Source organism: Streptomyces sp. NPDC047061 (assembly GCF_040643955.1).
Classification (GTDB): domain Bacteria; phylum Actinomycetota; class Actinomycetes; order Streptomycetales; family Streptomycetaceae; genus Streptomyces.
Genome location: NZ_JBEYVI010000020.1, coordinates 85,294 through 111,850, shown reverse-complemented (window position 1 = coordinate 111,850; position 26,557 = coordinate 85,294). Strand labels below are relative to the sequence as shown.

Annotated in this window: 22 protein-coding genes; 16 read left to right on the top strand and 6 right to left on the bottom strand. The window is 72.1% G+C overall.

What is annotated here, in order from left to right; translation table 11 throughout:
* Positions 1-175 precede the first annotated feature (175 nt).
* Positions 176-1,393 carry a transglycosylase family protein gene (locus ABZ887_RS26895; RefSeq protein ID WP_361293990.1) on the top strand — a complete coding sequence of 406 codons (1,218 nt, stop codon included), beginning with the start codon at positions 176-178 and terminating at the stop codon, positions 1,391-1,393.
* Here ABZ887_RS26895 and ABZ887_RS26890 read toward each other — a convergent pair.
* Entirely contained in the window at positions 1,383-2,570 is a 1,188-nt protein-coding gene (locus ABZ887_RS26890; protein ID WP_361293987.1) for a DMT family transporter, read from the bottom strand. The two genes, ABZ887_RS26895 and ABZ887_RS26890, sit on opposite strands and share 11 nt — an antisense overlap.
* A 210-nt stretch (positions 2,571-2,780) precedes the next feature.
* Here ABZ887_RS26890 and ABZ887_RS26885 point away from each other — a divergent pair, with 210 nt between their 5' ends.
* From ABZ887_RS26885 to ABZ887_RS26850, 8 genes are all read left to right on the top strand, one after another.
* A complete protein-coding gene (locus ABZ887_RS26885) occupies positions 2,781-3,590 on the top strand; it encodes a (2Fe-2S)-binding protein (RefSeq protein WP_361294198.1) in 810 nt (269 codons plus the stop codon).
* Between the two features lie 38 nt (positions 3,591-3,628).
* A complete protein-coding gene (gene glgA, locus ABZ887_RS26880; protein ID WP_361294195.1) occupies positions 3,629-4,780 on the top strand; it encodes a glycogen synthase in 1,152 nt (383 codons plus the stop codon).
* Between the two features lie 104 nt (positions 4,781-4,884).
* A complete protein-coding gene (gene glgC, locus ABZ887_RS26875; protein ID WP_361293984.1) occupies positions 4,885-6,105 on the top strand; it encodes a glucose-1-phosphate adenylyltransferase in 1,221 nt (406 codons plus the stop codon).
* Between the two features lie 89 nt (positions 6,106-6,194).
* Positions 6,195-7,106, top strand: a complete 912-nt coding sequence (locus ABZ887_RS26870) for an aminoglycoside phosphotransferase family protein (protein WP_361293981.1) — start codon at positions 6,195-6,197, stop codon at positions 7,104-7,106.
* A gap of 13 nt (positions 7,107-7,119) precedes the next feature.
* The gene (locus ABZ887_RS26865) at positions 7,120-7,884 is read left to right on the top strand and encodes an SDR family oxidoreductase (protein WP_361293978.1); all 765 of its coding nucleotides are present in this window, start codon (positions 7,120-7,122) and stop codon (positions 7,882-7,884) included.
* Between the two features lie 198 nt (positions 7,885-8,082).
* On the top strand, positions 8,083-10,416 hold the full coding sequence (locus ABZ887_RS26860; RefSeq protein ID WP_361293975.1) for a GH92 family glycosyl hydrolase: 2,334 nt from the start codon (positions 8,083-8,085) through the stop codon (positions 10,414-10,416).
* 155 nt (positions 10,417-10,571) lie between these two features.
* Positions 10,572-11,897, top strand: a complete 1,326-nt coding sequence (locus ABZ887_RS26855) for a wax ester/triacylglycerol synthase family O-acyltransferase (protein WP_361294192.1) — start codon at positions 10,572-10,574, stop codon at positions 11,895-11,897.
* 103 nt (positions 11,898-12,000) lie between these two features.
* The gene (locus ABZ887_RS26850) at positions 12,001-13,527 is read left to right on the top strand and encodes an SDR family NAD(P)-dependent oxidoreductase (protein WP_361294189.1); all 1,527 of its coding nucleotides are present in this window, start codon (positions 12,001-12,003) and stop codon (positions 13,525-13,527) included.
* Between the two features lie 124 nt (positions 13,528-13,651).
* On the opposite strand, the gene ABZ887_RS26845 is transcribed toward ABZ887_RS26850, so the two are convergent.
* Positions 13,652-14,422, bottom strand: a complete 771-nt coding sequence (locus ABZ887_RS26845) for an SDR family oxidoreductase (protein ID WP_361293972.1) — start codon at positions 14,420-14,422, stop codon at positions 13,652-13,654.
* 25 nt (positions 14,423-14,447) lie between these two features.
* The gene (locus ABZ887_RS26840) at positions 14,448-14,825 is read right to left on the bottom strand and encodes a hypothetical protein (RefSeq protein ID WP_361293969.1); all 378 of its coding nucleotides are present in this window, start codon (positions 14,823-14,825) and stop codon (positions 14,448-14,450) included.
* Between the two features lie 485 nt (positions 14,826-15,310).
* Here ABZ887_RS26840 and ABZ887_RS26835 point away from each other — a divergent pair, with 485 nt between their 5' ends.
* Both ABZ887_RS26835 and ABZ887_RS26830 read left to right on the top strand, forming a co-directional pair.
* Complete coding sequence (locus ABZ887_RS26835) at positions 15,311-15,484, top strand: hypothetical protein (protein WP_107436349.1); 174 nt, start codon at positions 15,311-15,313, stop codon at positions 15,482-15,484.
* Positions 15,485-15,542: 58 nt separating this feature from the next.
* Positions 15,543-16,025, top strand: a complete 483-nt coding sequence (locus tag ABZ887_RS26830) for a GNAT family N-acetyltransferase (RefSeq protein WP_361293965.1) — start codon at positions 15,543-15,545, stop codon at positions 16,023-16,025.
* Between the two features lie 22 nt (positions 16,026-16,047).
* On the opposite strand, the gene ABZ887_RS26825 is transcribed toward ABZ887_RS26830, so the two are convergent.
* Both ABZ887_RS26825 and ABZ887_RS26820 read right to left on the bottom strand, forming a co-directional pair.
* Positions 16,048-17,004, bottom strand: coding sequence for an SDR family NAD(P)-dependent oxidoreductase (locus ABZ887_RS26825; RefSeq protein ID WP_361293962.1), 957 nt, complete (start codon positions 17,002-17,004; stop codon positions 16,048-16,050).
* Positions 17,005-17,092: 88 nt separating this feature from the next.
* On the bottom strand, positions 17,093-18,076 hold the full coding sequence (locus tag ABZ887_RS26820; RefSeq protein ID WP_361293959.1) for an aldo/keto reductase: 984 nt from the start codon (positions 18,074-18,076) through the stop codon (positions 17,093-17,095).
* A 127-nt stretch (positions 18,077-18,203) separates the two neighbouring features.
* Here ABZ887_RS26820 and ABZ887_RS26815 point away from each other — a divergent pair, with 127 nt between their 5' ends.
* Both ABZ887_RS26815 and ABZ887_RS26810 read left to right on the top strand, forming a co-directional pair.
* Positions 18,204-18,785, top strand: coding sequence for a TetR family transcriptional regulator (locus ABZ887_RS26815; RefSeq protein WP_361293956.1), 582 nt, complete (start codon positions 18,204-18,206; stop codon positions 18,783-18,785).
* Between the two features lie 16 nt (positions 18,786-18,801).
* A complete protein-coding gene (locus ABZ887_RS26810; RefSeq protein ID WP_361293953.1) occupies positions 18,802-18,960 on the top strand; it encodes a hypothetical protein in 159 nt (52 codons plus the stop codon).
* Between the two features lie 79 nt (positions 18,961-19,039).
* On the opposite strand, the gene ABZ887_RS26805 is transcribed toward ABZ887_RS26810, so the two are convergent.
* The gene (locus ABZ887_RS26805; protein WP_361293950.1) at positions 19,040-20,383 is read right to left on the bottom strand and encodes an amidase family protein; all 1,344 of its coding nucleotides are present in this window, start codon (positions 20,381-20,383) and stop codon (positions 19,040-19,042) included.
* 255 nt (positions 20,384-20,638) lie between these two features.
* Between ABZ887_RS26805 and ABZ887_RS26800 the strand changes: the two genes are divergently transcribed.
* From ABZ887_RS26800 to ABZ887_RS26790, 3 genes are read left to right on the top strand one after another with little or no spacing between them, the layout of a single operon-like run.
* Positions 20,639-23,026, top strand: a complete 2,388-nt coding sequence (locus tag ABZ887_RS26800; RefSeq protein ID WP_361294186.1) for an alpha-L-fucosidase — start codon at positions 20,639-20,641, stop codon at positions 23,024-23,026.
* The gene (locus tag ABZ887_RS26795) at positions 23,019-24,890 is read left to right on the top strand and encodes a beta-N-acetylhexosaminidase (protein ID WP_361293947.1); all 1,872 of its coding nucleotides are present in this window, start codon (positions 23,019-23,021) and stop codon (positions 24,888-24,890) included. Before ABZ887_RS26800 ends, ABZ887_RS26795 begins: the two co-directional genes overlap by 8 nt.
* A gap of 16 nt (positions 24,891-24,906) precedes the next feature.
* Positions 24,907-26,451 carry an alpha-L-fucosidase gene (locus ABZ887_RS26790; RefSeq protein WP_361293944.1) on the top strand — a complete coding sequence of 515 codons (1,545 nt, stop codon included), beginning with the start codon at positions 24,907-24,909 and terminating at the stop codon, positions 26,449-26,451.
* Positions 26,452-26,557: the final 106 nt, after the last annotated feature.

The window sequence follows — 26,557 nt, the reverse complement described above, 5'->3', positions numbered from 1 at the left end:
TAACCTCGTGAAACGCTTCTCCCGGCTGCCGTGGGAGGTATGGGGCTGACGGCACGTCAATGTGTTCCCGCTCCGCGTTCCTTCGGAAGAGGCGGCTGATTGCCGTCTTGTCATGGCCTGTTCGGGCCGCTTACTTTTGGCCTTCCTGACGCGTGTGGCGAGGGGGGCTTCAGACATGGCCGAACGCGGTCGGCACCGCCGGTACCAGCCGAACAGGATCAACCGGGCCTCGCTCACCGTCACGGCGGGCGGCGCCGGCCTCGCGCTCCCGCTCGCCGCCGCCACGAGCGCCGACGCGGCCTCCGTGTCCACCTGGGACAAGGTCGCCGCCTGCGAGTCCAGCGGAGACTGGGGCATCAACACCGGCAACGGCTTCTACGGCGGGCTCCAGTTCACCCAGTCCACCTGGGAGGCCTACGGGGGCACGAGATACGCGCCGCGCGCCGACCTCGCCACCAAGGACCAGCAGATAGCGGTCGCCGAGAAGGTCCTCGACGGCCAGGGGCCGGGCGCCTGGCCGGTCTGCTCGGTCCGGGCCGGGCTCACCCGCGGCGGCGACACCCCCGACGTGCACACCGAGAGCGCCGCCACCCGCCCCGCGGCGAACTCCGCGAAGAGTTCCACGAAGGGCGCCGCGAAGGGCTCGGCGAAGAGTTCCGTACGGGACGTACAGCCGCAGACCACGCCGCAGTCCCGGGCCGGCCAGGCCGAGATGTACACCGTGGTGCGCGGCGACACGCTCTCCGGGATAGCCGAGGACCACGACGTGGCCGGGGGCTGGCCCCGGCTGTACGCGGCGAACCGTACGACGGTCGGGTCCGACCCCGACCTGATCCTGCCGGGACAGCGGCTGAGCCTCACGGGCCAGGCCACCAAGGCCGAGCCGCAGACGAAGGCCGAGACCAGGACCAAGCCTCACACGCAGGCCAAGAGCAAGGGCAGAACCAAGACGACGGCAGAGACGACGAAGACCGCCACCCGTACCGGTCACTCCCTCGTCGCCCCCGTCGACGCCCCGATCGGCACCCCCTACCACGCGTCCGGCTCGCACTGGTCGAAGGGCTACCACACCGGCGTCGACTTCCTCGCGCCCACCGGCACCTCCGTCAAGGCGGTCGAGGCCGGGCAGGTCGTCACCGCCGGCTGGGGCGGCTCGTACGGCTACCAGGTGGTGATCCGGCACGCCGACGGCCGCTACACGCAGTACGCCCATCTGTCGGCGATCTCCGTGCGGGCCGGGCAGAGCGTCTCCACCGGCCAGCGGATCGGCCGCTCGGGCTCCACCGGAAACGCCACGGGCCCGCATCTGCACTTCGAGGTGCGGACGGGGCCCGGATTCGGCACGGACATCGACCCGGTCGCCTATCTCCGGGCCGGCGGCGTCAGTATGTGACCCGCGTACGGCGCCGGTCGAGAAACGGACCGTGCACGTAGTCGGCGGCGGGCAGCAGGACGTCGGGCACGTCCGGGACCACCACGTCCGGCACCGCGGAACCCGACCGCTGCTGGGGCATCTCGATCAGTGGTGCCGGCGCGGGACGCGTGGAGCCGTCGCCCGCCGAACGCACCTCCGCGGACCCGGCCCCCACCGTCGCCGCCGTCTCCGCCCGCGCCGCGTCGGCGCGCGCCGCACCGGACTGCGCCAGGCCCGCCTCGGCCAGTTCCACCAGCGCCTCGACCAGCGGTTCGGGCGACACCTCGGCCACGGCGGGCTCCGGCACCGGCCCGTCCGGGTGCGGGGCGCGCTCGATGCGCTCGGTCGTCAGCAGGATCAGGCCGCCCGCCGCCACCACACCGCAGCCCAGCGCCAGCAGGGTGCCCGTCGCGCCGTAGCGGAACGTCTCGCCGAACATCGTGATGCCGACCGCGGCGGCCAGCACCGGGTTGACCACGGTCAGCGTGGCCAGCGGCGCGGCGAGACCGCCGCCCCGGTAGGCGGCCTGGGAGATCAGGACGCCCGCGACGGCGTAGGCGCCGATCACGGACAGCCAGAGCAGGTCGGCCGTGGCGATCCCGCCGTCCCAGTCGATCGCCACGACCTTGGTGAACACCGAGGACATGCCGAAGGCTATGCCGGACGCGGTGGCGAGCAGCACGCTGCGCACCGCCGGGTGCCGGTGCGCGGCCCGGCCCGCGATCATCAGGGCGACGACCGCCGAGCCGGTGACCACCGCGACCCCGATCCGCCCGGCGGAGGCCAGGGTGTGCGAGTCGGAGGAGCCGACCAGGGAGAGCAGACCCGCCAGACCGACGGTGGCCATGATCGCGCCCCGCCAGGCGGTCGTCCCGGCCCTGCGGCCGACGAAGAGGGCCGCCATGGGCAGCGCGAACACGATGGTGAGCGCGCCCAGCGGCTGGACCAGGCTCAACGGCCCGTAGGCCAGCGCCACCACGTGCAGCAGGCCGCCGAGGCCGTTGAGCGCCATCGCCCCCCACCAGCTCGGGCGGCGCAGCGGCGCGTACTGCTCGTCGGGGGAGGAGACCGCCACCTGCTCCTGCACGATCGCTCCGCCGGCGTAGGCGACGGCGGAGACGAAGGAAAGCAACACGGACAACGCGAGGGCACTCATACTCGGCTCCTCTGCGTCAGGCGGGACCGTGCGGCCCCACGCGGTGATCGGTCGGCTTCCATGAGCAACACTCTGCCGGTCCGGCTGCTTCCCGTCGTCGTACCTGAGCACCCAATGGGTCCTACTACCGATGGAGTACGAAGGGATCCCGATCATCCCCAGGGTGGGGGCCGCCGGGTGGAGGAGGCGTGCGCAGGGGTCCCGGGAACCCTGGTAGTACTGCTGTTCGTGGACCCGTTCGTCGACCTGGACCCCGATCTCGCCGCGCTCCGCCCGCTCGGCGGGTTCTTCGTCCTGCGGACGGTCCGATCGCAGGTCACAGACCCCGGCGCGGCGCGCGCCGACGAGCTGACGACGCTGGCAAAGGCCTATGAAAAACCCACATCGGATGTTTACGAAAACTCCCTGACTTTCCGTATTGACGCCGTTTCGGGGCGTCTCGGGGTCTCCGAACCCCGGGTCGCCGCCTCCATCGCCCACCAGGCGCTGGCCGCGCGGCTCTGGTCCGTCGCCCTCGGCTGCGCCGTCCGGCACGGCCGCCTCCCCGACCTCGCCCCGGACCTGCTCCGCTGGGACCCCGCCGCCACCGCACCCGACGACCTCTGGCTCACCGAGGTGCGCGCGCTGCCCGGCGGCGCCGACCCGGCCGCGCTCGCCGACACCGTCGTGCAAGCCGTCGTACCCGGCCATCTCGAACCCCTGGGGGAGGCCCTTAGGGGCCGCTACGGCGTCGCCGCCGGTCTGCTGTGGGGCAACGCGGGCTCCGCGCTGGCCGGTGCGGCACGGGAACTGGACCGCTGGGCGCGCGCGAACAACCGTGCGGACGTGGCCGCCCGGACCCGTACCCTCACCGACGCCCTCTTCGCACACCCCCTGCTGCACGCCTCCGGCACCCGCACCGGCCCGGCCTTCCGGCGCCGCAGCTGCTGTCTCTACTACCGGGTACCGGGGGGCGGGGTCTGCGGTGACTGTTGTTTCACACAACCACCGCGCTCTTCCCCGCGCGCCGCATCTGGGTGACCATGGAACAACCGGCCGTGGAGAGCGAGGGGTTGCGGGTGCGAGTCGGACTGCTGACCCGGGAGTACCCCCCGGACGTCTACGGCGGCGCGGGTGTTCACGTGGAGTTCCTCGCCCGTGAGTTGCGGCCCCTGGTCGACCTGGAAGTGCACTGCTGGGGCGAGGGCCGCGGGGTCGGCGTCGTCCGGCACCGCCCCTGGTCCGCCCTGGACACCGCCAACGACGCGCTGCGTACCTTCTCCGTCGACCTGGCCATGGCCGCGGGCCTCGAAGGCCGCGAACTCGTCCACTCCCACACCTGGTACGCCAACCTCGCCGGCCATGTGGCCAAGATGCTGTACGGCGTCCCGCACGTGGTGACCGCCCACTCGCTGGAACCGCTGCGCCCCTGGAAGGCCGAGCAACTCGGCGGCGGCTACGCCCTGTCGAGCTGGGCCGAGCGCAGCGCCATCGAGGCCGCCGACGGCGTGATCGCGGTGTCCGGGGCGATGCGCACGGACATCCTCGACTGCTACCCCGCCCTGGACCCGGCGAAGGTCCACGTCGTGCACAACGGCATCGACACCGCCCTCTACCGCCCGGACGGCGGCACCGACGTCCTCGCCCGGATCGGCATCGACCCCGGCCGCCCGTACGTGCTGTTCGTCGGCCGGATCACCCGCCAGAAGGGCGTCCCCCACCTGCTGCGCGCGGTACGGGACATCGACCCGGCGGCGCAGGTCGTGCTGTGCGCGGGGGCGCCCGACACTCCGGAGATCGACCGGGAGTTCCGCGAGCTGTTCGCCGAGCTGAGCCGGGTCCGCGAGGGCGTGCACTGGATCCCGCAGATGCTGCCGCGCGCCGACGTCATCCAACTCCTCACCCACGCGGCCGTCTTCGCCTGCCCCTCGGTCTACGAACCGCTCGGCATCGTCAACCTGGAGGCGATGGCCTGCGGCACGCCCGTGGTGGCGTCCCGGGTCGGCGGCATCCCCGAGGTCGTCGAGGACGGCAAGACGGGCCTGCTCGTCGACCTGGACGACGACTTCGAGGAGGGCCTGACGCGGGCGCTGGACGCCGTCGTCGGGGACCGGGAGACGGCGCGGCGGATGGGCGAGGCCGGACGGGAGCGGGCCGTGGGGGAGTTCGGCTGGGACGCGGTGGCCCGGCGCACGGTCCGCCTCTACGAGGAGATCCTCAAGCAGGCGTAATGACAGGCGTAACGAACAGGCCGCCTGTTCGACGCGATCCCGGTGCAGGCTTAGCGGGTGTGCTCCCAGGGCAAGCATGGAGCACCAGGGTGAGGGGAGCGGCCATGCGTCGTGGTGGGCCTTCGGTACTCGGGATCGTGCTGGCCGGCGGAGAGGGCAAACGCCTGATGCCGCTCACAGCCGACCGGGCCAAACCAGCTGTCACCTTCGGCGGTACCTACCGCCTGGTCGACTTCGTGCTGTCCAACCTGGTCAACGCGGACGTGCTGCGCATCTGCGTGCTGACGCAGTACAAGTCGCACTCGCTGGACCGGCACATCACCACCACCTGGCGGATGTCCAGCCTGCTCGGCAACTACATCACCCCGGTCCCGGCGCAGCAGCGCCTCGGCCCGCGCTGGTACCTGGGCAGCGCCGACGCCATCCTGCAGTCCCTCAACCTCGTCCACGACGAACAGCCCGACTACGTCGCGGTGTTCGGCGCCGACCACGTCTACCGCATGGACCCCCGGCAGATGCTCCAGCAGCACATCGAGGGCGGCGCCGGCGTCACGGTCGCGGGCATCCGCATCCCGCGTGCGGAGTCCTCGGCGTTCGGCGTGATCACCCCGGGCTCGGACGGGCAGACGATAGAGACCTTCCTGGAGAAGCCCGCCGACCCGCCGGGCCTGCCGGGCGCCCCGGACTGCGTCTTCGCCTCCATGGGCAACTACATCTTCACGACCAAGACCCTGGTGGAGGCCCTGCACCGGGACGCCGAGGACGACGAGTCGGTACACGACATGGGCGGCTCGATCCTGCCCCAGCTCACCGCCCGCGGCGAGGCCCAGCTCTACGACTTCGGCACCAACCACGTCCCCGGCGAGACCAGGAGCGACCGCGGCTACTGGCGGGACGTCGGCACCCTCGACGCGTACTACGACGCCCACATGGACCTGATCGCCGAGCGGCCCGCCTTCAACCTCTTCAACCGCAGCTGGCCCATCTACACCCACTCCAACCAGCTCTCCCCGGCCCGCTTCAACTCGGGCGGCATGGCGAGCGAGTCCATCATCAGCGCCGGCTGCCTGATCCGGGGCCAGGTCACCCGGTCCGTGCTGTCACCCGGTGTGCGGGTCGACCCGGGCGCGGTGGTCCAGGGGTCGGTGCTGCACGACAACGTCATCGTGGGCCGCGGCGCGGTGGTGCGCAACGCGGTCCTGGACAAGAACGTCGAGGTCCCGCCGGGCGCGACGATAGGCGTCAACCCCGACCGGGACACGGAGCTGTACACCGTCTCCAAGGGCGGGGTCATCGGCCTCGGGAAGGGGCAACTGGTCACGTAGGGGCTGTTCGAGGCCTTGCTGCTTGAGGCCTTGCTGCTCGAGGCCTCGAACTGCCGGAGTCGGCGCCGGACTAGGTAGTGTGCCTTCGTATGACCGACTCCGGGATCGAGATCACCGCAGAGCTGGTGCACGATCTTCTCGAAGACCAGCATCCGGACCTTGCGGGGCTGCCCGTCCGCGAGGTGGCGGGCGGCTGGGGCAACCAGATGTGGCGCCTCGGAGACGAGTTGGCCGTGCGCATGCCGCGCATGGAAGGTGCCCCGGATCTCCTGCGCAAGGAGTGCCGGTGGCTGCCCGTCCTGGCCCCGCGTCTTCCGCTCCCGGTGCCGACACCCGTGCGGATCGGCGAACCGTCCGCGCGCTTCCCGCGGCCCTGGAGCATCATGACGTGGGTTCACGGCGAGCCGCTGGACCACACCTCGATCCGTCGCGGCGACCACGCGGCAGACACCCTGGCGGGCTTCCTCAGGGCGCTCCATGTGGAGGCGCCCGCCGAGGCGCCGGCCAGTGCGGACCGCGGCGCTCACCCCAAGGAGTGCACGGGCGGCTTCGAGGAGTTCCTGCGTGCCATCGCCCCCGGCGGCCTTTCCGCCGACGTCCGTGCCGTCCGTGCCGTCTGGGACGACGCCGTCGCGGCCCCCGAGTGGGAAGGCCCGCCGGTATGGCTGCACGGCGACCTCCATCCCGCGAACGTCGTCGTCGCGGACGGGACGCTCTCGGGCGTGATCGACTTCGACGCGATGTTCGCCGGCGATCCGGCGTGGGACCTCGCGGCCGCGTGGCTGCTGCTTCCCGCGGGCGCGGGCTCACGGTTCTTCGAGGTGTACGCGCATGCGGACGAGGCGACGATCCGGCGCGCCCGCGGGCTGGCCGCCATGAAGAGCCTCTTCCTCATCCTCATGGGCCAGAACGGCGACCGCGGCCTTCCCGGCGGCAAGCCGGCCTGGGGACCCGCGGGCCGGGCGGCGCTCGACCATGTCCTGCAAGGCGCGTCGGCCTAGGTACGGAGTGACGATGGGTACGCTGAACGGCAGAACGGCCCTGGTCACCGGCGCCGGGCGGGGGATCGGCCGGGCCATCGCCCGCCGTCTCGCGGCGGACGGTGCGCTCGTCGCCGTGCACTACGGCAGTGACGAGTCCTCGGCCCGGGAGACCGTCGCACTGATCACCGAGACCGGCGGGCGCGCCTTTCCCGTGCATGGACCGCTCGACGCGGCCGACGACATCCGAACGGTGTACGAGCGGCTCGACGCCGGCCTGCGCGCACTGGGCGAGCCGACCGCCCTGGACATCCTGGTCAACAACGCCGGCTTCAACATCGGCGGCGGTGTCCGCGAGGTGACCCCGCAGGACTTCGACCGGCTCATGGCCGTCCACGCCAGGGCGCCGCTCTTTCTCGTGCAGGAAGCACTTCCGATACTGCGCGAGGGCGGCCGCATCATCAACATCAGTTCGGCGGCCACCCGCGTCGCCCTCCCGTCCTCACTCGCCTACACCATGGCCAAGGCCGCCCTCGAGGCTCTGACGCACACACTCGCCAAGGAGCTGGGAGCCAGGCAGATCACGGTGAACTGTGTGGCACCGGGCTTCGTCAAGACGGACCTGAACCGGAGGCGCTGGGCAACGCCCGAGGCCGAGGCCCAGCACGCCGCGTTCTCCGTGTTCGGCAGGATGGGGCAACCCGCGGACGTCGCGGACGTCGTGGCCTTCCTCGCCTCCTCGGACTCCCGCTGGGTGACGGGGCAGTGCATCGACGTGTCCGGCGGCTCGGCCCTGTGACGCCCGTCGGCCACCGAGGTCACACCGGCGGGCCGAGACCGAGCCGTTCCTGGGAACCACCTGCGCACACCTGAACTCGGGCGCGACGCGCTGCGAGTGAAAAACCGTCATTTGCCGGACTTTGCGGACCTCTCCCCTCACGATGCAGACAGCAATGTCGAACTTCGGAGGTCATCCGACATGAGAGGGACCAGTGGTATGTCACATACCACCGCGGCTCTCCGGCGCACACGGTTGTGCCTCGCCGGGGTGCTGACAGCGTCCGCGCTGCTCGCCGCCCCCGCCGCAGGGGCCGCCGAGCCGACCGACGGCCACCTCGCCGACCTGGTGAACCCCTTCATCGGCAGTCAGGACGAGGGCAACACGTTCCCCGGCGCGGCCGTGCCCTTCGGGATGGTGCAGCTCTCCCCGGACACCGGGCACAGCACCGGCTACGGCTACTCCCAGCACCGGATCCGCGGCTTCTCCCTGGTCCACCTCTCCGGCGTCGGCTGCGCCATCGGCGGCGACCTGCCCGTGCTGCCCACCACCGGGGACGTCACGCAGACGGACTACGCCAGGTACGCCGCCGGGTTCAGCCACGCCGACGAGGCGGCGAGCCCCGGCTACTACCGGGCCGGCCTCGACTCGGGTGTGACCGCCGAGCTGACCGCGACCGCCCGCACCGGCGTCCAGCGCTACACCTTCCCGGCCACCGACCGGGCGAACGTCCTGTTCAACGCGCACCAGGCACTGCACAAGCCGGTGAGCAGCGACGTCGAGATCCTCGACGACCACACCGTCCGCACCCGGATCACCGGCCACGGCTTCTGCCGCGAGACCGCCCCGTACACCGTCTACACGGTCACCCGCTTCAGCCGTCCCTTCACCGCGTACGGCACCTGGAACGGCAGCACGGTCACCCCCGGCGCCCGCACCGGAGCCGACGGCGCCTACGTCCGCTTCGACACCACCCGGGACCGCACGGTCGAGGCGACCACCGCCCTGTCGTACGTCGACGCGCAGGGCGCCGAGGTCAATCTGCGCGCCGAGGGCGGCCGTTCGTTCGACACGGTACGGCGGCAGGCCCGGGACGCCTGGGAGCGGCGGCTGGGCGGCATCCGCGTCCAGGGCGGCTCCCCGAACCTGCGCCGTACCTTCTACTCGTCCCTGTACCGCACCTTCCTCGCGCCCAACGTCGGCGGAGACGCCGACGGCCGCTACACCGGCTGGGACCGCCGGATCCACCGCGCGCAGGGGTTCACCTACTACCAGAACTGGTCGCTCTGGGACACCTACCGCACCCAGGCCCAGGCGCTCGCCCTGCTCGCCCCGCGCGAGGCCCGGGACATGGCCCTGTCGGTGCTGAAGGTCGACGAGGAGGGCGGCTGGCTGCCCAAGTGGGGCTACGGCACGGTCGAGACGAACATCATGTCCGGCGACCCGGTCACCCCCTTCCTGACCACCGCGTACCAGCTGGGCCTGCTCAAGGGGTACGAGGAGCGGGCCTACCGGGCGCTGAAGCGGAACGCCGACGGGGTGCCGCCGGCCGCCAACGCCGGGGTCGGCCGCGAGGCCAACGCCGAGTACCTCGCCGACGGTTTCGCGCCGTACCTCAAGGGCCGCCCGCACACCAAGGTGGGCGACTCCGACTACGACCACGGCGCCTCCGTCACCCTGGAGTACGCGCTGTCGGACGCGATGCTCGGGCAGATGGCCCGGGACCTCGGCCACGGCGCGGACGCGGCCCGCTATGCCACCCGGGCGCAGAACTACCGCAACGTCTTCGACCCCTCCACCGGCTTCTTCCGGGCCCGCGACGCCTCCGGCGCCTTCACCGGCGACCCCGACCCGGCCCGCGGCATCGGCTTCCACGAGGGCACCGCCTGGCAGTACCAGTGGCTCGTCCCGCAGGACCTGCCCGGCGTGATCTCCCTGATCGGCGGCGCGCGCGCCACCAACGCCCGGCTCGACTCGTTCTTCGCCTACGACAGGCTGCTCGCCGACCCGGCGAAGACCGCACGGGAGGTGTGGGTGCACGGCAACGCGTACGCCTACTACAACGCGGCCGTCTACAACCCCATGAACGAGCCCGACCTGGCCGCCCCGTACACCTACCTCTCCACCGGCCAGCCCTGGAAGACCACCGACGTGGTGCACGCGGCGCTGACCCTGTTCACCGACGGCCCGACCGGGATGACCGGCAACGACGACCTCGGCACCATGTCCGCCTGGAACGTCCTGTCGTCCCTCGGCCTCTTCCCGGTGCAGCCCGGCTACGGCACCTGGGGCCTGTCCACGCCCGTCTTCGACCGGGCCGACGTCCGCCTGGACCGCCGCTACTGGCCGAGCGGCGGGTTCACGGTGACCGCGCCGGGCACCTCCGCCGACCACCGGTACATCCAGAAGGCCCGCGCCGACGGTACCGACTACGGCCGTACGTATCTGACGACCGGTACGCTGCGCTCCCTGCGGTCACTGGCGTTCACGGTCGGCCCGCGCCCGTCGGAGTGGGGTACGTCACCCGAGGCGGCGCCACCGGCGCTGAAGTGACCTCAGGTGTCCCATGAGCCCCGCCTCTTTCGGAGGAGGCGGGACTTAATCTGCTGTTAACTGAGCGTAGCGTGATCGTACTTGACCGTAATCATGAGTCGGCGTTTGACTGCTGATCCACCCTCCGTCGACGCGAGGCACCCCCTTTGAAGACTGTGCATGCTGACCTGCTCGCCCCTCTCGATCTGGCGTTCTGGAACATCGAGTCCGACCAGCACCCGATGCACCTCGGCGCGCTCGGCGTCTTCTCGGCGCACTCGCCGACCGCCGGCGCACACGCCGCCGACCTGCTCGCCGCCCGCGCCGCCGCCGTGCCCGGACTGCGCATGCGCATCCGCGACGTCTGGCAGCCGCTCGGGTTCGGCGGCGCCGCCCGCGAGACCGACCCGGACTTCGACCCCCTCAACCACGTCCGGCTGCACGCCCCGACCTCGGACTTCCATGCCGTGGCGGGCCGGCTGATGGAGCGTCCGCTGGAGCGCGACCGGCCGCCGTGGGAGGCGCATGTGCTGCCCGGCGAGGACGGGGTGTCCTTCGCGGTGCTGTTCAAGTTCCACCACGCCCTCGCCGACGGGCTGCGCGCCCTCAAGCTGGCCGCCGGCGTCATGGACCCGCTCGACCTGCCCGTGCGCGCCCCCCGCTCGATCGAACCGCCGCGCCCGATGCTGGCACTGCCCGACGTGCGCAGGCTGCCCGAGCTGGTGCGCGGCGCCCTCTCGGACGTGGGCCGGGCGCTGGACATCGGCGCCTCCGTCGCCCTGTCCGCCCTCGGGGTGAGCTCCTCGGCCGCGCTGACGTCCGAGCCCACCAGCACCCGGAGCATCGCCGGGGTGGACCTCGACATCGACGACGTGCACCGGGTCCGCAAGGCCGTCGGCGGCACCGTCAACGACGTGCTGATCGCCGTCGTCGCCGGCGCCCTGCGCCGCTGGCTGGTCGAGCGCGGCGACGGCACCGAGGGCGTCGCCCCGCGCGCCCTGATCCCCGTCTCCAAGCGCCGCCCGCGCACCGTGGCCCCCCAGGGCAACCGGCTCTCCGGGTACCTGATACGGCTCCCGGTCGACAACCCCGACCCGATCGCCCGCCTCGACCGCGTCCGCACGGCGATGGTCCGCAACAAGGACGCCGGCCCCAACCGGGGCGCCGGTGCCGTCGCCCTGCTCGCCGACCACGTGCCCGCGCTCGGCCACCGGCTCGGCGGGCCGCTCGTCGGCCAGGCCGCCCGGCTCTGGTTCGACATCCTGGTCACCAGCGTGCCGCTGCCCGGCGTCGGCCTGCGCCTCGGCGGCCACCCGCTCACCGCCGTCTACCCGCTGGCCCCGCTCGCGCCCGGCCAGTCCCTGGCCGTCGCCATCTCCACCTACCGCAACCGCGTCCACTACGGCCTGGTCGCCGACGCGAGCGCCGTCCCCGACCTCGACGTGCTGGCCCGCGCGGTCACCGACGAGGTGGACTCGCTGATCGCGGTCTGCGATCCATGATCCGGTCGGGTTTGGAGGTATTGCCTGGCGCTCCGTAAAATTCCCGGTTCGAAAGCGGGCGCGATACGGAGCGCCGCTGGTGGACCAGGGAAGCGGCAGCGCGATGACGGTGACACAGGACGGCCCGGCGGCCGAGGACGCGGTGCGGGCCGTGGACGAGGCCGCGGACGGGGCCGTGGTCCACGGCCCCGGCATCGACCCCGAGCGGCTCGCCGTCTGCCTCGGCGTGCTCGCGGAACTGGACGAGCTGGAGGTCGACCACCCGGACGCCATCGCGGTGCGCCGGGCCACGGCCGGCGTCTACCGCACGGTCAAACAGCGCCGCCGCCAGGAGCGCCGGGCCGCCAAGACCGCCCACGACAGGTCGGTCACCGAGGCCACCGCGACCGGCTCCGCCGAGCGCATCGACGACGAGACCGAGGGCCTGCTGCCCTCGTCCCGGACCGAGGAGGGCCGGGTCGCCGGGATACTCCAGCGCCCGCGGTCCTGCTACACCTGCAAGACCCGCTATGTCGAGGTCGACTACTTCTACCACCAGCTCTGTCCGGACTGCGCCCGGCTGAACCGCGCCAAGCGCGACGCCCGCGCCGACCTGACCGGCAAGCGTGCCCTGCTCACCGGCGGCCGCGCCAAGATCGGCATGTACATCGCGCTGCGGCTGCTGCGGGACGGCGCCCACACGGCCATCACCACGCGCTTCCCGAAGGACGCCATCCGCCGGTTCAAGGCGATGGAGGACTCGGCGGACTGGCTGCACCGCCTGGAGGTCGTCGGCATCGACCTGCGCGACCCGGCGCAGGCCGTCGCCCTGGCGGAGCAGGTCAGCGCGGACGGCCCGCTCGACATCCTGATCAACAACGCCACCCAGACCGTGCGCCGGCTGCCGGCCGCCTACGCGGCCCTGGTCGAGGGCGAGAGCGCTCCGCTGCCCGCCGGCGAGCTCCCCGCCCACCACGTCATCGGCGCCTTCAACTCCGGAGCCGTCGACGGCCTCGCCGCGCTGCCGCTGGGCACCAGCGGCCTCGACGCCCAGAAGGTCGCCGACCTCGCCCTGGTCGCGGGCAACGCCAGCGTGGCCCGGCACCTCGACGGCACCGCCATCGACGCGGGCGGCCTCGTCCCGGACGTCGTCGACACCAACACCTGGGTGCAGACCATCGACCAGATCTCCCCGGTGGAGCTCCTGGAGACCCAGCTCTGCAACTACACGTCGCCGTTCATCCTGATCAGCGCGCTCCGGCCGGCCATGGCGGTGGCCGCGAAGAAGGCGGCGCGCGGCCGGTCGTACGTCGTCAACGTCTCGGCGATGGAGGGCGTCTTCGGCCGCGGCTACAAGGGCGCCGGGCACCCCAACACCAACGCGGCCAAGGCGGCCATGAACATGGTCACGCGGACCAGCGCGGCGGAGATGTTCCAGACCGACGGCATCCTCATGACCTCCGTCGACACGGGGTGGATCACCGACGAACGGCCGCACTTCGACAAGCTGCGGCTGGCCGAGGAGGGCTTCCACGCACCGCTCGACCTGGTCGACGGGGCGGCCCGCGTCTACGACCCGATCGTGCTCGGGGAGCAGGGCGAGGACGTGTACGGGGTCTTCCTCAAGGACTACGCGCCGGGTAAGTGGTGAGTTTCGGCTGGTCGCGCGGGTGCGGGTGAGTGGGGGCTGGTCGCGCCCACGCGGCGGAGCCGCATATCGCTACCGCCCCGCGCCCCTGGGGGTGTGCCTGAGGCACATCGGGACGGCCCCGCGTTCACGTAGAGATACGCGCCGCTCTCACCCTCGTACCGCCGTCCACCACCAGGTCCGCTCCGGTCACCCACTCCGCCGCGTCCGAGGCCAGCCACAGCACCGCCCCCGCCACGTCCTCCGGTTCTCCGATCCGCCCGAGCGGCAGGCCGTCGGCGATCTCCCGTTCGCGGGGTTCCCACATGAAGCGGGCCATCTCCGTGCGCACCAGGCCCGGTGAGACCGAGTTCACCCGCACCCGGGGTGCCAGTTCGCCCGCCAGCTGCTGGGTCAGGTGCAGGAGCGCGGCCTTGCTGGTGCCGTAGGCACCCACGTGGGGGCCGACATGGGTCGCGCCCTCCGTGCAGACGTTGACCACCGAGCCGCCGTGCTCCCGCATCCAGCCGCGCCACGCGCACTGGGTCAGCCGCAGCGGTGCCTCCACGTTCACCGTGAACGCCTCCCGCCACAGGCCCAGGTCGGCGTCCATCAGCGGGCCGTACGGGCGGTTGGTCGCCGCGTTGTTGACGAGGACGTCCAGCCGCCCGAACTCGGTGAGCGCCAGCCGGGTCAGCTCCCGGGCGTGCTCCGGCTCGGCGACGCTGCCGGCCAGGCCGATCCCGCCCAGCTCCGCGGCGGTACGCCGTACCTCGTCCGGGTCCCGCGCGCTCACACACACCAGCGCTCCGGCCGCCGCGAGCGCCTCGGCGACCGCACGCCCGATGCCGCGGGTGCCGCCGGTGACGACGGCCGCCCGGCCCCTGAGCCCGTACGACGGCCCGTACGATGACGTCATCGCCGTACCGTCTCATGACGGAACGTCAGTCGACAGCCCCCAGGCGGGAGTTGCGGGCCGCGACCAGTTCCAGGACGGTCCGCCAGTCCTCCAGGACGCCTGCGTCGAAGCTCGCGGTGCGGCTCTCCTCGTCGGCCTGGCGCAGTCGCAGCACGTCCTCGTCGGTGGCGGCACCGTCCCCGCGGACGAGGTGGTAGACGCGTTCCCCGAGCAGGTGGCGTACCGCGTGCGCGGCGCCGTCGGCGGGGCCCAGCAGTTCCCCGACGCCGTGCACCAGGCCCGCCACCTGGAGTTCCTTGTCGGCGGGGCGGCCGCGGCGCAGCAGGGCCGCGGTGCGCAGGGCGCGCTGGTGCCGGCAGGCGTACAGCAGATCCATCAGCTCCTCGACGCTGCGCAGCTCCATGCGTCAGTCCTTCCGCGAGACAGCCGTTGTCCTGCGCCATCGGATCATGTCGAGTTTTCGACCCGGCCAACGCAACCTGAACTGCACAGCCTGTGAAGGGAGCGGACGGTTGCGTGATCGAAGATGTGTTCGGATGGATAGGCCGAGCGGGTGGGTCGTAAACGGGGCATCATGTTACGAACGGGTGCATTTCCGGGTCTCCGAAGTGCGCAACGACTCGCGATAGTTACACCTTGTTTGCACTCCCTATCGAGCGGACCCCTGCTCATTTGGTTAATCTATAGAGGACGGACAGCACCTAGGGGTCCCACCCACACCCACGGTCCGTCCCGGGACAAGCCGGTAGACAACGGCCTGCTCTCTTGAGAATCACCGGCGCCACCGCGTCCGAACTGGCCTTCCATCCAGACCCGAGCGGGCGCCCGGCACCGGAACGCAGACCGTCCGGCACGCCCCGAGGGTGACCGAGACATAAGGAGTGCGCGGTGACACCTGAGAAGACGAATCGCGAGCAGCGCCCCAAGGAACGCACGGAGCGCGCGGGCACGCGGCCCGGACAGCTCGGCAGCCTCGACGTGTGGGCCCGGTCCGCCCCGATCCGCCTCGCGGGTTACGAGGAGGACCTCGCGGAGCCCCACATCCTGCCGAGCGTGGACTGACCGGTCGGTCAGTCCCGTCGCGATCGCCGACGCGCATGGGCGTGCGAGACTCACGCCCATGCTGATCAGAGAAGCCACCGCGGCCGACTGGCCGCAGATCTGGCCCTTCTGGCACCGGATCGTCGCCGCCGCCGAGACCTACGGCTGGGACCCCGAGACCTCTCAGGAGGCGGCCCGCGCTCTGTGGATGAGCCCGGCGAAACGTGTCTACGTCGCCGAGGACCCCACCGGAGCCGTCGTCGGTTCCGCCTACCTGACCCCCAACTACGGGGGCCCCGCCGCAGGCGTCGCCAACGCCGGCTTCATGGTCGACCCCGACCGGGGCGGCCAGGGCATCGGACGCGCGCTCGCCGAGCACGTCCTCGCCGAGGCCCGGGCGCACGGCTACCGGGCGATGGTCTTCAACGCCGTCGTCGAGACCAACCCCGCCGTGGCCCTGTGGACCTCCCTCGGCTTCACGATCCTCGGCACGGTCCCGGGGGCCTTCGACCACCCGAAACACGGACCGGTCGGCCTGCACATCATGTACCGCGCCCTGTGACCCGACTGCCGTCCCCTGCGGCCTAGCCGATCAGCGCCTCGGACACGTGCCACAGCCGGGCCGCGTTGTCCCGGTCGAGGGCGTACGGTGCGACTCCGCCGACGTTGGTGCCGCGCTCGGTGACCGGCTTCGCCTCCGCGCAGTCCTCGAAGTAGCGGCCGCTGACGCCCGCCACCGTCGGCGAGGCGGCCAGCAGCACCGAGGTCGCGGCGCCCTGCTCCACGGTCTTCTGCGGCGGGAGCGCGATGGCGCCCGAGGCGATGAAGTCGGCGATGTCCTGCAGGTCCAGGTGCCGGGCCAGGTTGGTGTCCGCGATGTTGCCCGGCATCAGGGCGTTCGCCGTGATGCCGTCGTCGGCCCAGCGTTCCGCTGCGGCGACGGCGAACAGGATGGTGGCGGTCTTCGACTGGCCGTAGGAGGTCCACGGGTCGTAGGGGCGGAACCGGTAGTCCAGGTCGTCGAAGACGACGGGGGAGAAGAGGTGACCGGTGGAGCTGACCGAGACGATCCGGGCGCCGTCCGCCGCCGCGAGCGCCCGGTGGAGGCCGGTGGTCAGGGCGAAGTGGCCCAGGTGGTTGACGCCGAACTGCTGCTCGCGGCCGTCGGAGGTGCGGGTGATCTCCTGCGGGGCCATCACACCGGCGTTGTTGACCAGGATGTGCAGCGGGCCCTGCCAGTCGGCCACGAAGGCAGCGACCGTCGACCGGTCGGCCAGGTCCAGCCGCCCCACGGTCAACTCGCCCGAGCCGGCCGGAAGTTCGGCCTCCAGGCGGGCGACGACGCGGTCGCCCGCCTCGGTGTTGCGCACGGCCAGGGTGACGTCGGCGCCGGCCGAGGCGAGCGCGCGGGCCGTCTCCACACCGATGCCGGAGCTTGCTCCGGTCACCACGGCCCGGCGGCCGTGCAGGTCGACGCCGTCGACGACCTCGGCGGCGGTGGTGGCGGCTCCGAGGGCGGCGGGGTTCTGGGGTAGGGACATGAGGGGTTTCTCCTGTGGATGAGTGGGGGGCGTGGCCGGGGCTCGCCCCGGCGGGAGGCTCTGGCCGTCAGCCGGCGGCCGTCAGTCGTCAGCCGTTCAGGGTTCCCATGTGCTCCGGCGCGTAGCGTTCGCCGGTGACCGCGCCGTGCGGGGCGACCGCCTCGATGGCGGCGAGGTCCTCCGCGGTGAGGGTGACCTCGGTGGCGGCGATGTTCTCCTCCAGGTAGCGACGGCGCTTGGTGCCGGGGATGGCGACCGCGCCCTGCTGCTGGACCCAGGAGAGGGCCAGCTGGGAGGGGGTGACGCCCTTGTCGGCGGCGAGCCGGCGGACCTCGCGGACCACGTCGAGGTTGCGCCGGAAGTTCTCGCCCTGGAAGCGCGGGTCGGTACGGCGCCAGTCGTCCGCGGCGAAGTCGTCGGGGCTGGTGATCGCACCGGACAGGAAGCCGCGCCCCAGCGGGGAGTAGGCGACCAGGCCGATGTTCAGCTCCCGGAGGGTGTCCAGGACGCCGTCGTGCTCGATGCCGCGCTCGAAGAGGGAGTACTCGATCTGCAGGGCGGCCACCGGGTGGACCGCGTGGGCCCGCCGGATGGTCTGCGCGGAGGCCTCGGAGAGACCGATGTGCCCGATCTTGCCCTCGTCGACCAGCTCGGCCAGGGCGCCGACGGTCTCCTCGATCGGCACCTTGGGGTCGATGCGGTGCAGGTAGTAGAGGTCGACGTGGTCGGTGCCGAGGTGGCGCAGCGACCGGTCGAGTGCGTGGCGCACGTACTCCGGCGTGCTGTTCAGGCCGACCACCTGACCCTCGTCGGTGATCTCCACACCGGTCTTGGTGGCGACCACGGCGGCCTCCCGGCGCCCGGCCAGCGCCTTGCCGAGCAGCTGCTCGTTGACGAAGGGGCCGTAGCTCTCGGCGGTGTCCAGCAGGGTGACGCCGAGCTCCAGCGCCCGGTCGACGGTGGCCAGCGACTCGGTCTCGTCGGTGGCGCCGTAGAAGGCGCTCATACCCATGAGGCCGAGGCCCTGGACGCCGACGGTCAGGCCCTGGCCGCCCAGTGCGCGCTGTTCCATGAGGTTCCTCGTTTCCGCGTTCGGTTTCCGTGCCCGGAATCCATAACTAACTGGATAGATACCTTGACCGTAGGTCCGCTCGTCAGTGATGTCAATAACTGGATAGTTACTTGCTAGGGTGGTGGTCATGTCACGGGATTCCAGCGCCACCAAGGCCCGGCTGCTCGACGCGGCCTTCAGCGAGTTCGCCGCCTACGGCATCGCCGGTGCCCGGGTGGACCGGATCGCCGAGGCCGCAGGGGCGAACAAGCGACTGATCTACGTCTACTTCGGCAACAAGGAACAGCTCTTCGACGCCGTGCTGCAACGGGCGATGACGGCGGGCGCCGAGTCCGTGCCCTTCGACGTCGGGAACCTGCCCGGATACGCCGGCGCGATCTTCGACCACCTGGTCGCACGCCCGGACCTGATGCGCCTGCGCCTGTGGAAGCTGCTGGAGCGGCCCTTTGCCACCGGACTCGAACAGGACGCTTTCCGGAACAAGGCGGCCCTGGTGGCCGAGGCGCAGCAGCGCGGCGACCTCGACCCGGCCATGGCCCCCGACGACCTCCTCACCATGGTGCTCGCCGCGGCCCAGGCCTGGTTCTGGGCCGCCGAGGGCGTCGACCCCAAGGAGGCGAGCGAGTCCTGGCCCGCGGAGCGGCTGGCCCTGCACCGTGCGGCGGTGGTCGAGGCGGCCCGCAGCCTGACCGAGCCGAAGAAGCCGTAGCCGCGGGGCCTAGCTCATGGCTTCCCGGACCCGGGCCGCGTACGAGCTGATCCGGGCCCGCGCGCCGTTCGTCGGCACGGACGGGCGGATGGACGCGGACATCGCGGCCGTGCTGGACCTGATCCGCTCGGGTGCGTTCGAGGAACTGCTCACGCAGTGGGGTCGGGTGGCGTAGCGCCCCAAAGGGGCGCGGGGAACTGCGCGACCAGCCACGACGGCGCAGCAGACGAACGACGGCGCTGCCACGTGAGTGCTCAGTCGACAGGCGCCGTCCGCTGCCAGGGCCGCAGCGTCTCCAGCTGCTGGGCCACCTCCAGCAGGACCGCCTCCGAGCCGGGCCGGCCGACCAGCTGTACGGCGCAGGGGGCGCCCGAGGGCAGCGTGCCGAACGGGACCGACATCGCCGGCCAGCCGGTGAGGTTCCACGCCGGGGTCAGCGGGGAGTAGTTGGAACCGGCCAGGGCGTTGCGCAGCCAGCCCCGCTCGTGCCAGGGGACCGCCCGCGGGGAGCGCCGGGCCAGGGCCGGGGTCAGCAGCACGTCGTGCTCGGCGAAGAACGGGGCGAGCCGGGCACGCAGCCGCTCACGGGCGTCGCCCGCCTGGACCCCGCGCAGGAAGCGGCGCCCGATGGCCGCGTGCACCCGGGTCCGCCGGGCGAGCAGCGCGGGGTCCAGCCCGGCCGCGTCCACGGCCGTCCCGGCGGTCCAGTGCCGGAGCGCGGTGACACCGATCGACGCCGGGTACGGCGGTTCGGCGCGCCGCAGCTCGTGCCCGGTGCCCGCCAGCAGCCCGGCCGCCTCCGTCACCGCGTTCGTATACGGCCTGCTGACGGTCACGCCGACCAGCGGGCTGCGCAGCGAGACGGCGATCCTCCGCGATGTGCGCTGCCCGGCGCCCTCGAACTCCTGCTCCGCCAGCACCGAGAGCACCAGCCGGGCGTCCGCCACGGTGGTCGCCAGCGGCCCGTTCTCCGACATGCCGAACCAGTCGCCGTTGCCGATCCCGGCCGGCACCACGCCGAACCCCGGCTTGATGGTGACCAGACCGCAGTTGGCCGCCGGGATCCGCAGCGAGCCCATGCCGTCGTTGCCGAGGGCGATCGGAGCCAGCCCGGCGGCGACCGCGGCCGCGCTGCCGCCCGAGGAGCCGCCCGCGCTGCGCCCGGTGTCCCAGGGGTTGCGGGTGATGCCGCTGATCCCCTCGGTGGTGCCGAAGACGCACAGCTCGGGCACGTTCGTCAGCCCGATGACCACCGCGCCCGCCGCCCGCAGCCGCGCCACGGTGACATGGTCCGCGTCGGCGGGCGTGTCCGGCGTCGCGGCCGAACCGTCCAGGTGCGCCTCCCCGCGTACCGGCAGGTTGTCCTTGACCGCCAACGGCACCCCGGCGAGGGGGAGTTCGGCTAGGTCGGCGCGGGCCGAGAGCTCGTCCGCCTCCGCCAGTGCCGCCTCCGCCCGGACCTTGCGGAACGCGCCGATCCGCCCGTCCAGGCGGGTGATCCGCTCCAGATGCGCGGCGACCACCTCCCGGGGGGTGACCCGCTTCTCGCGTACGGCGGCGGCGATCTCGGCGGCGGTCCGGCCGGCCCAGTTGGTCACGGGCGCTCCTCGGGGTGCGGAAAAGCTGCTTACTCGTCGGTACGAAAGGGCACTCTGCCCCGCCGCGGGCTTCGCGTCGAGAGTCCACGCGTCCGGAGACGGTGATCCGGTGCGCTGCGGGCCGCTCGCCCAGGTCAGTGCCGACCTCGCAGGTCATCCGACGACTGGCTCAACTCCCGTCTGTGCACGCCCCATTGACAGGCCCCTGGGCCCGCTCAATCATCAGACATCCGATGAATGGAGCCGCTCATGAGCATGTCTCCCTACCCAAGACGTCAGGTTCTCGAGGTCGCGGCGGGGGCCGTCGCGGCGGCCGCTCTGCCCCTCGCCGCGGCGGCCGAGGCACATGCCGCGACGACCGGGGCCCCCGCCGCCGAGGCGGCCGGCGGACGAACCGCCGGGGCGGCGGCCGCGTCGTCCTGGGTTCCGGTCCCGGTGCCGGTCCCGGTACCGCTCGACGCCCTGTTCGACAACGACGGCATCGACACCGCCGCCGCCCGGGGCGGTGACTTCGACGGCTCCGGCTACACGTTCCCGGGCGAGGAACTCCCGGCCGGCCGGATCGAGGTCGACGGCGTCCCCTTCGACTTCCCCGCCGCGACGGCGGGAGCCAAGAACAACGTTGTCGCGCTGGGCCAGCGCGTCGGCCTTCCGCAGGGCCGCTACCTGTCGGCCGTCTTCCTCACCTCCGGCAGCTACGGCAACGCCGCCGGCACGGCCACCGTCCACTACGCCGACGGCACGACCAGTACCGCCGGCCTGAGCGGCGGCGACTGGTACGCGGTGGGCGGATCGCTGTCGGCGCCGTACCGCTACCAGCCCGACGGCGGCAAGGACGCGCACAGTGTCGGCATCGGCACCTCGGAGGTGTGGATCGACCCGCAGCGCGAGGCCGTCGCCCTCACCCTGCCGGTCACCAACCCGGCCGAGGCCGGCAGGACCGCTCTGCACGTCTTCGCGCTCTCCCTCCAGCCCGTGGCCCAGGGACGGGCCCTTGCCCTGCGCGACGCCCGCTCCACCAGCTCCCTGCTCGACGCCTCCGGCGCCCAGAGCGTCGAGGCCACCGTCGTCAACGCGGGCACCGTGGCGATCCTGGCGGGCGACGCGGTGTCCGTGCGGGTCGACGTCCCCGGCGCCCGCACCGTCGAGCCCGCCCGCATCCGTCGCCTCGACCCCGGCGAACAGGCCCGCGTCCACGTCGGTATCCGCAATCGCACCGGCACCGCCCCGGGCACCGCGCAGGACGGCTCGGTGAGCGTCCACGGCCGCGGCACTCAAGTCACCGCGAGCACGAGCACGTTGACCCTGGGCACCGCCGACTACCAGCCCACCGAGACCTCCTTGGCCGGCCACCGGGCCCCGTACTGGTTCAACGACGCCAAGTTCGGCATCTTCATCCACTGGGGCGTCTACGCGGTGCCCGCGTGGGCGCCGGTCGGGGTGCAGTACGCCGAGTGGTACTGGGACCAGATGCAGGACCCGAACAACCCGACGTACGCCTATCACCGGGACACCTACGGCACGGACTTCGCCTACGACGACTTCATCCCGCGCTTCACCGCGGAGAAGTTCGACCCGCGCGCCTGGGTGGAGCTGTTCCGGGACGCCGGTGCCCAGTACCACGTCCTGACCTCCAAGCACCACGAGGGCTTCGCCCTGTGGGACACCAAGGTCTCCGACCGCAACGCGGTGAAGATGGGCCCGAAACGGGACGTGGTCAAGGAGTTGTTCGAGGCGTCCCGCCGGCACACCCCCGAACTCCACCGCGGCCTCTACTTCTCCATGCCCGAGTGGTTCAACCCCGACAGCCCCTGGATGGGCCACGCCCCGCGCAACCCCTACACCCTGGACCCGCTGCCGTACACCGGCTACACCCCGGGCAAGGACTTCGTGCGGGACTACCAGGCACCGCAGATGCTGGAACTGGTCCACGGCTACGACCCGGAGATCATCTGGTGCGACATCGGCGGCGACAACGACAGCGTCCATGTCCTCGCCGAGTACTTCAACCACGCCAAGAACCGGGCCCGTCCGATCGACGTGACCGTCAACGACCGTTCGGGCATCGGCTTCCACGACTACACGACGCCGGAGTACACGACGTACGCCGACACGGTCGTCGCCAAGTGGGAGGCCAGCCGCGGCCTCGACCCGCGCAGTTACGGCTACAACCAGGCGACCCCGGACGGCTCCTACATGACCGCCGAGGAGGTCGTGCACAGCCTCGTCGACATCGTCTCCAAGAACGGCAACTTCCTGCTCGACATCGGCCCGCGCGCCGACGGCACCATCCCGGAGATCATGCAGACCCGGCTGCGCGAGACGGGCGCCTGGCTGGCCGTCAACGGCGAGGCGATCTACGCCACCACGTACTGGTCGCGCATGGCCCAGCTCGGCGACGACCTGCGGTTCACGGTCCGCCCGGACGAGGCCTTCTACATCCACTCCCTGACCCGGCCGGGCGCAAAGCTCACCGTCGAGGCCCCGGTGCCGGTCCGCGCCGGCGACAGGGTGACCATGCTCGGCCACGGCCGACCGCTGACCTGGACCGTCGCCAACGGGGCCCTGGTCATCGACGTGCCCGAGGCGGCCCGCAGGGCGGGACAGCACGCGTGGGTGTTCAAGGTGGAGTGGCATGCGTGAGGCCGGACGACGGCTGCCGCGGCTCCTCGGGGCCGCGGCGGCGCTGACCCTGCTGGCGGCCGTACTGGCCCTGCCGACGGCGGCACCGACCGCGGCGGTGGCACGGGAGCGGCAGGCGGCCGCCCCGGTCACCGTGCCCGCGCTGACCGACTGGGCTCCGGCGCCCGGGAGTTACACGTTCGGCTCCGGCACGCGGCTCGTCGCCTCCGACGCGGCCGGGCGCAAGGTCGCCGACACCCTCGCCGACGACCTCAGGGCCGCCGGGCGCGGCGTGGTCCCGGTCGTCGGGGGCGCCTCCCGCCCCGGCGACATCGTCATCGACGTCCGCCCCTCGGCACGGCCCACGCTGGGCACCGAGGGCTACGAACTCACCTCCGGCCGACGACTGTCGATCACCGGCGCGACGGAGACCGGCGCCTTCTACGGCACCCGCACCCTGCTCCAGCTGCTCGCCCAGGGCGACCGGATCCCCGCCGGGCACACCACCGACGTACCGCGCTACCGGGAGCGGGGCGTCGGCGTCTGCGCCTGCTACATCCACGTCTCCCTGCCCTGGCTGGAGAACCTGGTCCGGGAGATGGCGTACCACAAGCTCAACCAGCTGCTCCTGGAGCTGAAGGTGAAGAGCGACGCCCATCCCGAGGCCGACACCTGGGGCTACTACACCAAGGACGAGATACGCCGCCTCGTCGCCCTCGGCGACCGCTACCACGTCGAGATCATCCCGGAGATCAACTCCCCGGGCCACATGGACCCGTGGATCGAGAACCGCCCCGACCTCCAGCTCACCGACTCCGACGGCGCCAGGCAGCCCGCCCGCCTCGACGTCACCCGGCAGGCCGCCTTCGACTACTACACGAGCCTGATGGACGAGTACGCCCAGGTCTTCACCGCGAAGTCCTGGCACATGGGCGCCGACGAGTACATGCTCGGCTCCGACTACGCCAAGTACCCCCAGATGCTGAAGTACGCGCAGGACAAGTACGGTCCGAACGCCACTCCGCAGGACGCCTACGTCGACTTCGTCAACCGCGTCCAGGCCTACGCGGAGAGCAAGGGCCGGCACCTGCGCATCTGGAACGACGGCCTCACCGGCGCCAACACCGTCCCCGTGGCCGCCGGAACCACCGTCGAACACTGGCTGAACGTGGCCGTGAAACCGAGCCGGCTCATCGCCCAGGGCTATGCGGTGATGAACGCGTCCTACTCCCTCTACCTCGTCCGCGGCGGCTTCCACAGCGACACCGAGGCCCTGTACGACCAGAGTTGGGAGCCGCGCTCCTTCGAGGGCGAGCAACTCGCCTCCGCCGACGGCATCACCGGCGCGAAGATCAGCCTCTGGCCGGACAACGGCAGCGGTGAGACCGAGAACGAGGTGGCCGCCGAACTGTGGCCCGCCCTGCGCCACATCGCCCAGGCCACCTGGGGCGACCCGCACCCCGACGCCACGTACGCGGAGTTCACCGCGCGCGGCACGGCCGTCGGGCACGCACCCGGCCTGCGGGACCTGACGGAGGTGCCGGTACCGGACGGGACGTACACCCTCCGGGCGGACGGGGTGTCGTACCGGGCGGAGGTCCTCCGCACCGCCGACGGCTACGCCACCCTGCGCGGCGCCGACGGCTGCCTGGAGATACGCGGCGGCAAGCTCACGCTCAACGCCCCGCTCCAGCCCGGGGTGGCGGCGACCTGGGAGCCCTGCGACGGCGAAAACACCCTGCAGCGCTGGGAGTTGGAGCCGACGGCGGGCGGCTACCACCTGATCGACGCGATCACGCGCATGGCGCTGACCGTGACGGACGACGGCCGGGTGGTCCAGTACCCGCCCGACCAGCGCGCCCCCGCCCTCTGGCACCTCTCCTGACCCGAGGAGCACGCCCATGGATCTCTCACGACGCGTCTTCGTCACCTCGGCGGCGGCCCTGGCGGTGACGGCCGGACTTCCGGCCCTCCCGGCCGCCGCCACCGCGGGCACCGACCGCTCCCGCATTCCGGTCGGCCCCGACGACACCGAGGCGGACCTGGTCCGCAAGGCCTCCCAGGTCCGCCCCACGGCACGGCAGATCGCCTGGCAGGCCCTGGAACGCACCGCCTTCCTGCACTTCGGCGTCAACACCTTCACCGGCCTGGAGTGGGGTACCGGCGACGAGGACCCGGACGTCTTCCAGCCCACCGGTCTCGACACCGACCAGTGGGCCCGCGCCCTGAGCGACGGCGGCTTTCGCCTCGCCATCCTCACCGTCAAGCACCACGACGGCTTCGTCCTCTACCCGTCCCGGTACACCGGCCACACGGTGGCGAGCAGCAGTTGGCGCGACGGCCGGGGCGACGTCCTGCGCTCCTTCGCGGACTCCATGCGCGGCCACGGCCTGAAGGTCGGCGTCTACATCTCCCCGGCCGACGAGAACCAGTACCTGCACGGCGTCTACGCCAACGGCAGCGCGCGGACCGCCCGGACGATCCCGACCCCGGTGCCGGGCGACGACCGTTCCCCGGCCCGCTCCTTCACCCTCGATGCCACCGACTACGGCGCCCACATGCTCAACACCCTCTACGAGGTGCTCACCGAGTACGGCCCGGTGGACGAGGTCTGGTTCGACGGCGCGCAGGGCCACATCCCGCCGGACAAGGTGGAGGACTACGACTGGGACAGCTGGTACACGCTGGTCCGCTCGCTCGCCCCGGACGCGGCGATCGCGGTCACCGGCCCCGACCTGCGCTGGGTCGGCAACGAGGGCGGGCTGGCGCGCGAGGACGAGTGGAGCGTCATCCCGGTCAAGGAGAACCAGTACGGGCGCACGGACTGGGCCCTGTCCTACGACACCGCCGACGAGGGCAGCCGGACCGCACTGGTCGCGGCACAGCCGAGGACCGACTACCTCCAGTGGTGGCCGGCCGAGTGCGACGTGTCGATCAGGGACGGCTGGTTCTACCACCCGGACCAACTGCCGAAATCCGTCGACGAGCTGACCGACATCTACTTCGGCTCGGTCGGCCGCAACGCGGTCCTGCTGCTCAACGTCCCACCGGACACGGACGGGTTGCTGCACGCCACGGACGTGGTCCGGCTGCGCGAGTTCCGCGAGCGCGTGGACCGGGAACTGCCCGAGGACCTGGCGAGGGGCGCACGGCGGTCGGTGACACCGGGCGGCGTGACCGTAGATCTCGGCCGGGAGGTGGAGGTGGAGGTGGACCGGGTCCGGCTGGCCGAGGACATCCGGTACGGGCAGCAGGTGGAGGGGTTCGTGGTCGAGGCGTACACGGCGGGCTCCTGGACCCAGGTGGCCACGGCCGGAACGGTCGGTGCGAACAGGATCCTGCGGCTCGCCGAGCCGGTACGGGCACGGCGCTGGCGAGTCCGGGTCACGGCCACCCGGGGGATGGTGCGACTGGCGGAGTTCGCGCTGTTCCGGTCGTCGCTCTGAACAGAGCGCGCCCCATAGGGGCGCGGGGCTGTATCCGACATGCGGCTTCGCCGCGTGGGCGCGACCAGCCCCCACCCGCCCGCGGCGAACGAACTGCCTGACCAGC

Coding starts and splice junctions, on each gene's coding strand:
- ABZ887_RS26895 (WP_361293990.1), top strand. CDS start 176: ATGGCCGAACGCGGTCGGCACCGCCGGTACCAGCCGAACAGGATCAAC.
- ABZ887_RS26890 (WP_361293987.1), bottom strand. CDS start 2,570: ATGAGTGCCCTCGCGTTGTCCGTGTTGCTTTCCTTCGTCTCCGCCGTC.
- glgC (WP_361293984.1), top strand. CDS start 4,885: ATGCGTCGTGGTGGGCCTTCGGTACTCGGGATCGTGCTGGCCGGCGGA.
- ABZ887_RS26870 (WP_361293981.1), top strand. CDS start 6,195: ATGACCGACTCCGGGATCGAGATCACCGCAGAGCTGGTGCACGATCTT.
- ABZ887_RS26865 (WP_361293978.1), top strand. CDS start 7,120: ATGGGTACGCTGAACGGCAGAACGGCCCTGGTCACCGGCGCCGGGCGG.
- ABZ887_RS26860 (WP_361293975.1), top strand. CDS start 8,083: ATGTCACATACCACCGCGGCTCTCCGGCGCACACGGTTGTGCCTCGCC.
- ABZ887_RS26850 (WP_361294189.1), top strand. CDS start 12,001: ATGACGGTGACACAGGACGGCCCGGCGGCCGAGGACGCGGTGCGGGCC.
- ABZ887_RS26845 (WP_361293972.1), bottom strand. CDS start 14,422: ATGACGTCATCGTACGGGCCGTCGTACGGGCTCAGGGGCCGGGCGGCC.
- ABZ887_RS26840 (WP_361293969.1), bottom strand. CDS start 14,825: ATGGAGCTGCGCAGCGTCGAGGAGCTGATGGATCTGCTGTACGCCTGC.
- ABZ887_RS26830 (WP_361293965.1), top strand. CDS start 15,543: ATGCTGATCAGAGAAGCCACCGCGGCCGACTGGCCGCAGATCTGGCCC.
- ABZ887_RS26825 (WP_361293962.1), bottom strand. CDS start 17,004: ATGTCCCTACCCCAGAACCCCGCCGCCCTCGGAGCCGCCACCACCGCC.
- ABZ887_RS26820 (WP_361293959.1), bottom strand. CDS start 18,076: ATGGAACAGCGCGCACTGGGCGGCCAGGGCCTGACCGTCGGCGTCCAG.
- ABZ887_RS26815 (WP_361293956.1), top strand. CDS start 18,204: ATGTCACGGGATTCCAGCGCCACCAAGGCCCGGCTGCTCGACGCGGCC.
- ABZ887_RS26810 (WP_361293953.1), top strand. CDS start 18,802: ATGGCTTCCCGGACCCGGGCCGCGTACGAGCTGATCCGGGCCCGCGCG.
- ABZ887_RS26800 (WP_361294186.1), top strand. CDS start 20,639: ATGTCTCCCTACCCAAGACGTCAGGTTCTCGAGGTCGCGGCGGGGGCC.
- ABZ887_RS26795 (WP_361293947.1), top strand. CDS start 23,019: ATGCGTGAGGCCGGACGACGGCTGCCGCGGCTCCTCGGGGCCGCGGCG.
- ABZ887_RS26790 (WP_361293944.1), top strand. CDS start 24,907: ATGGATCTCTCACGACGCGTCTTCGTCACCTCGGCGGCGGCCCTGGCG.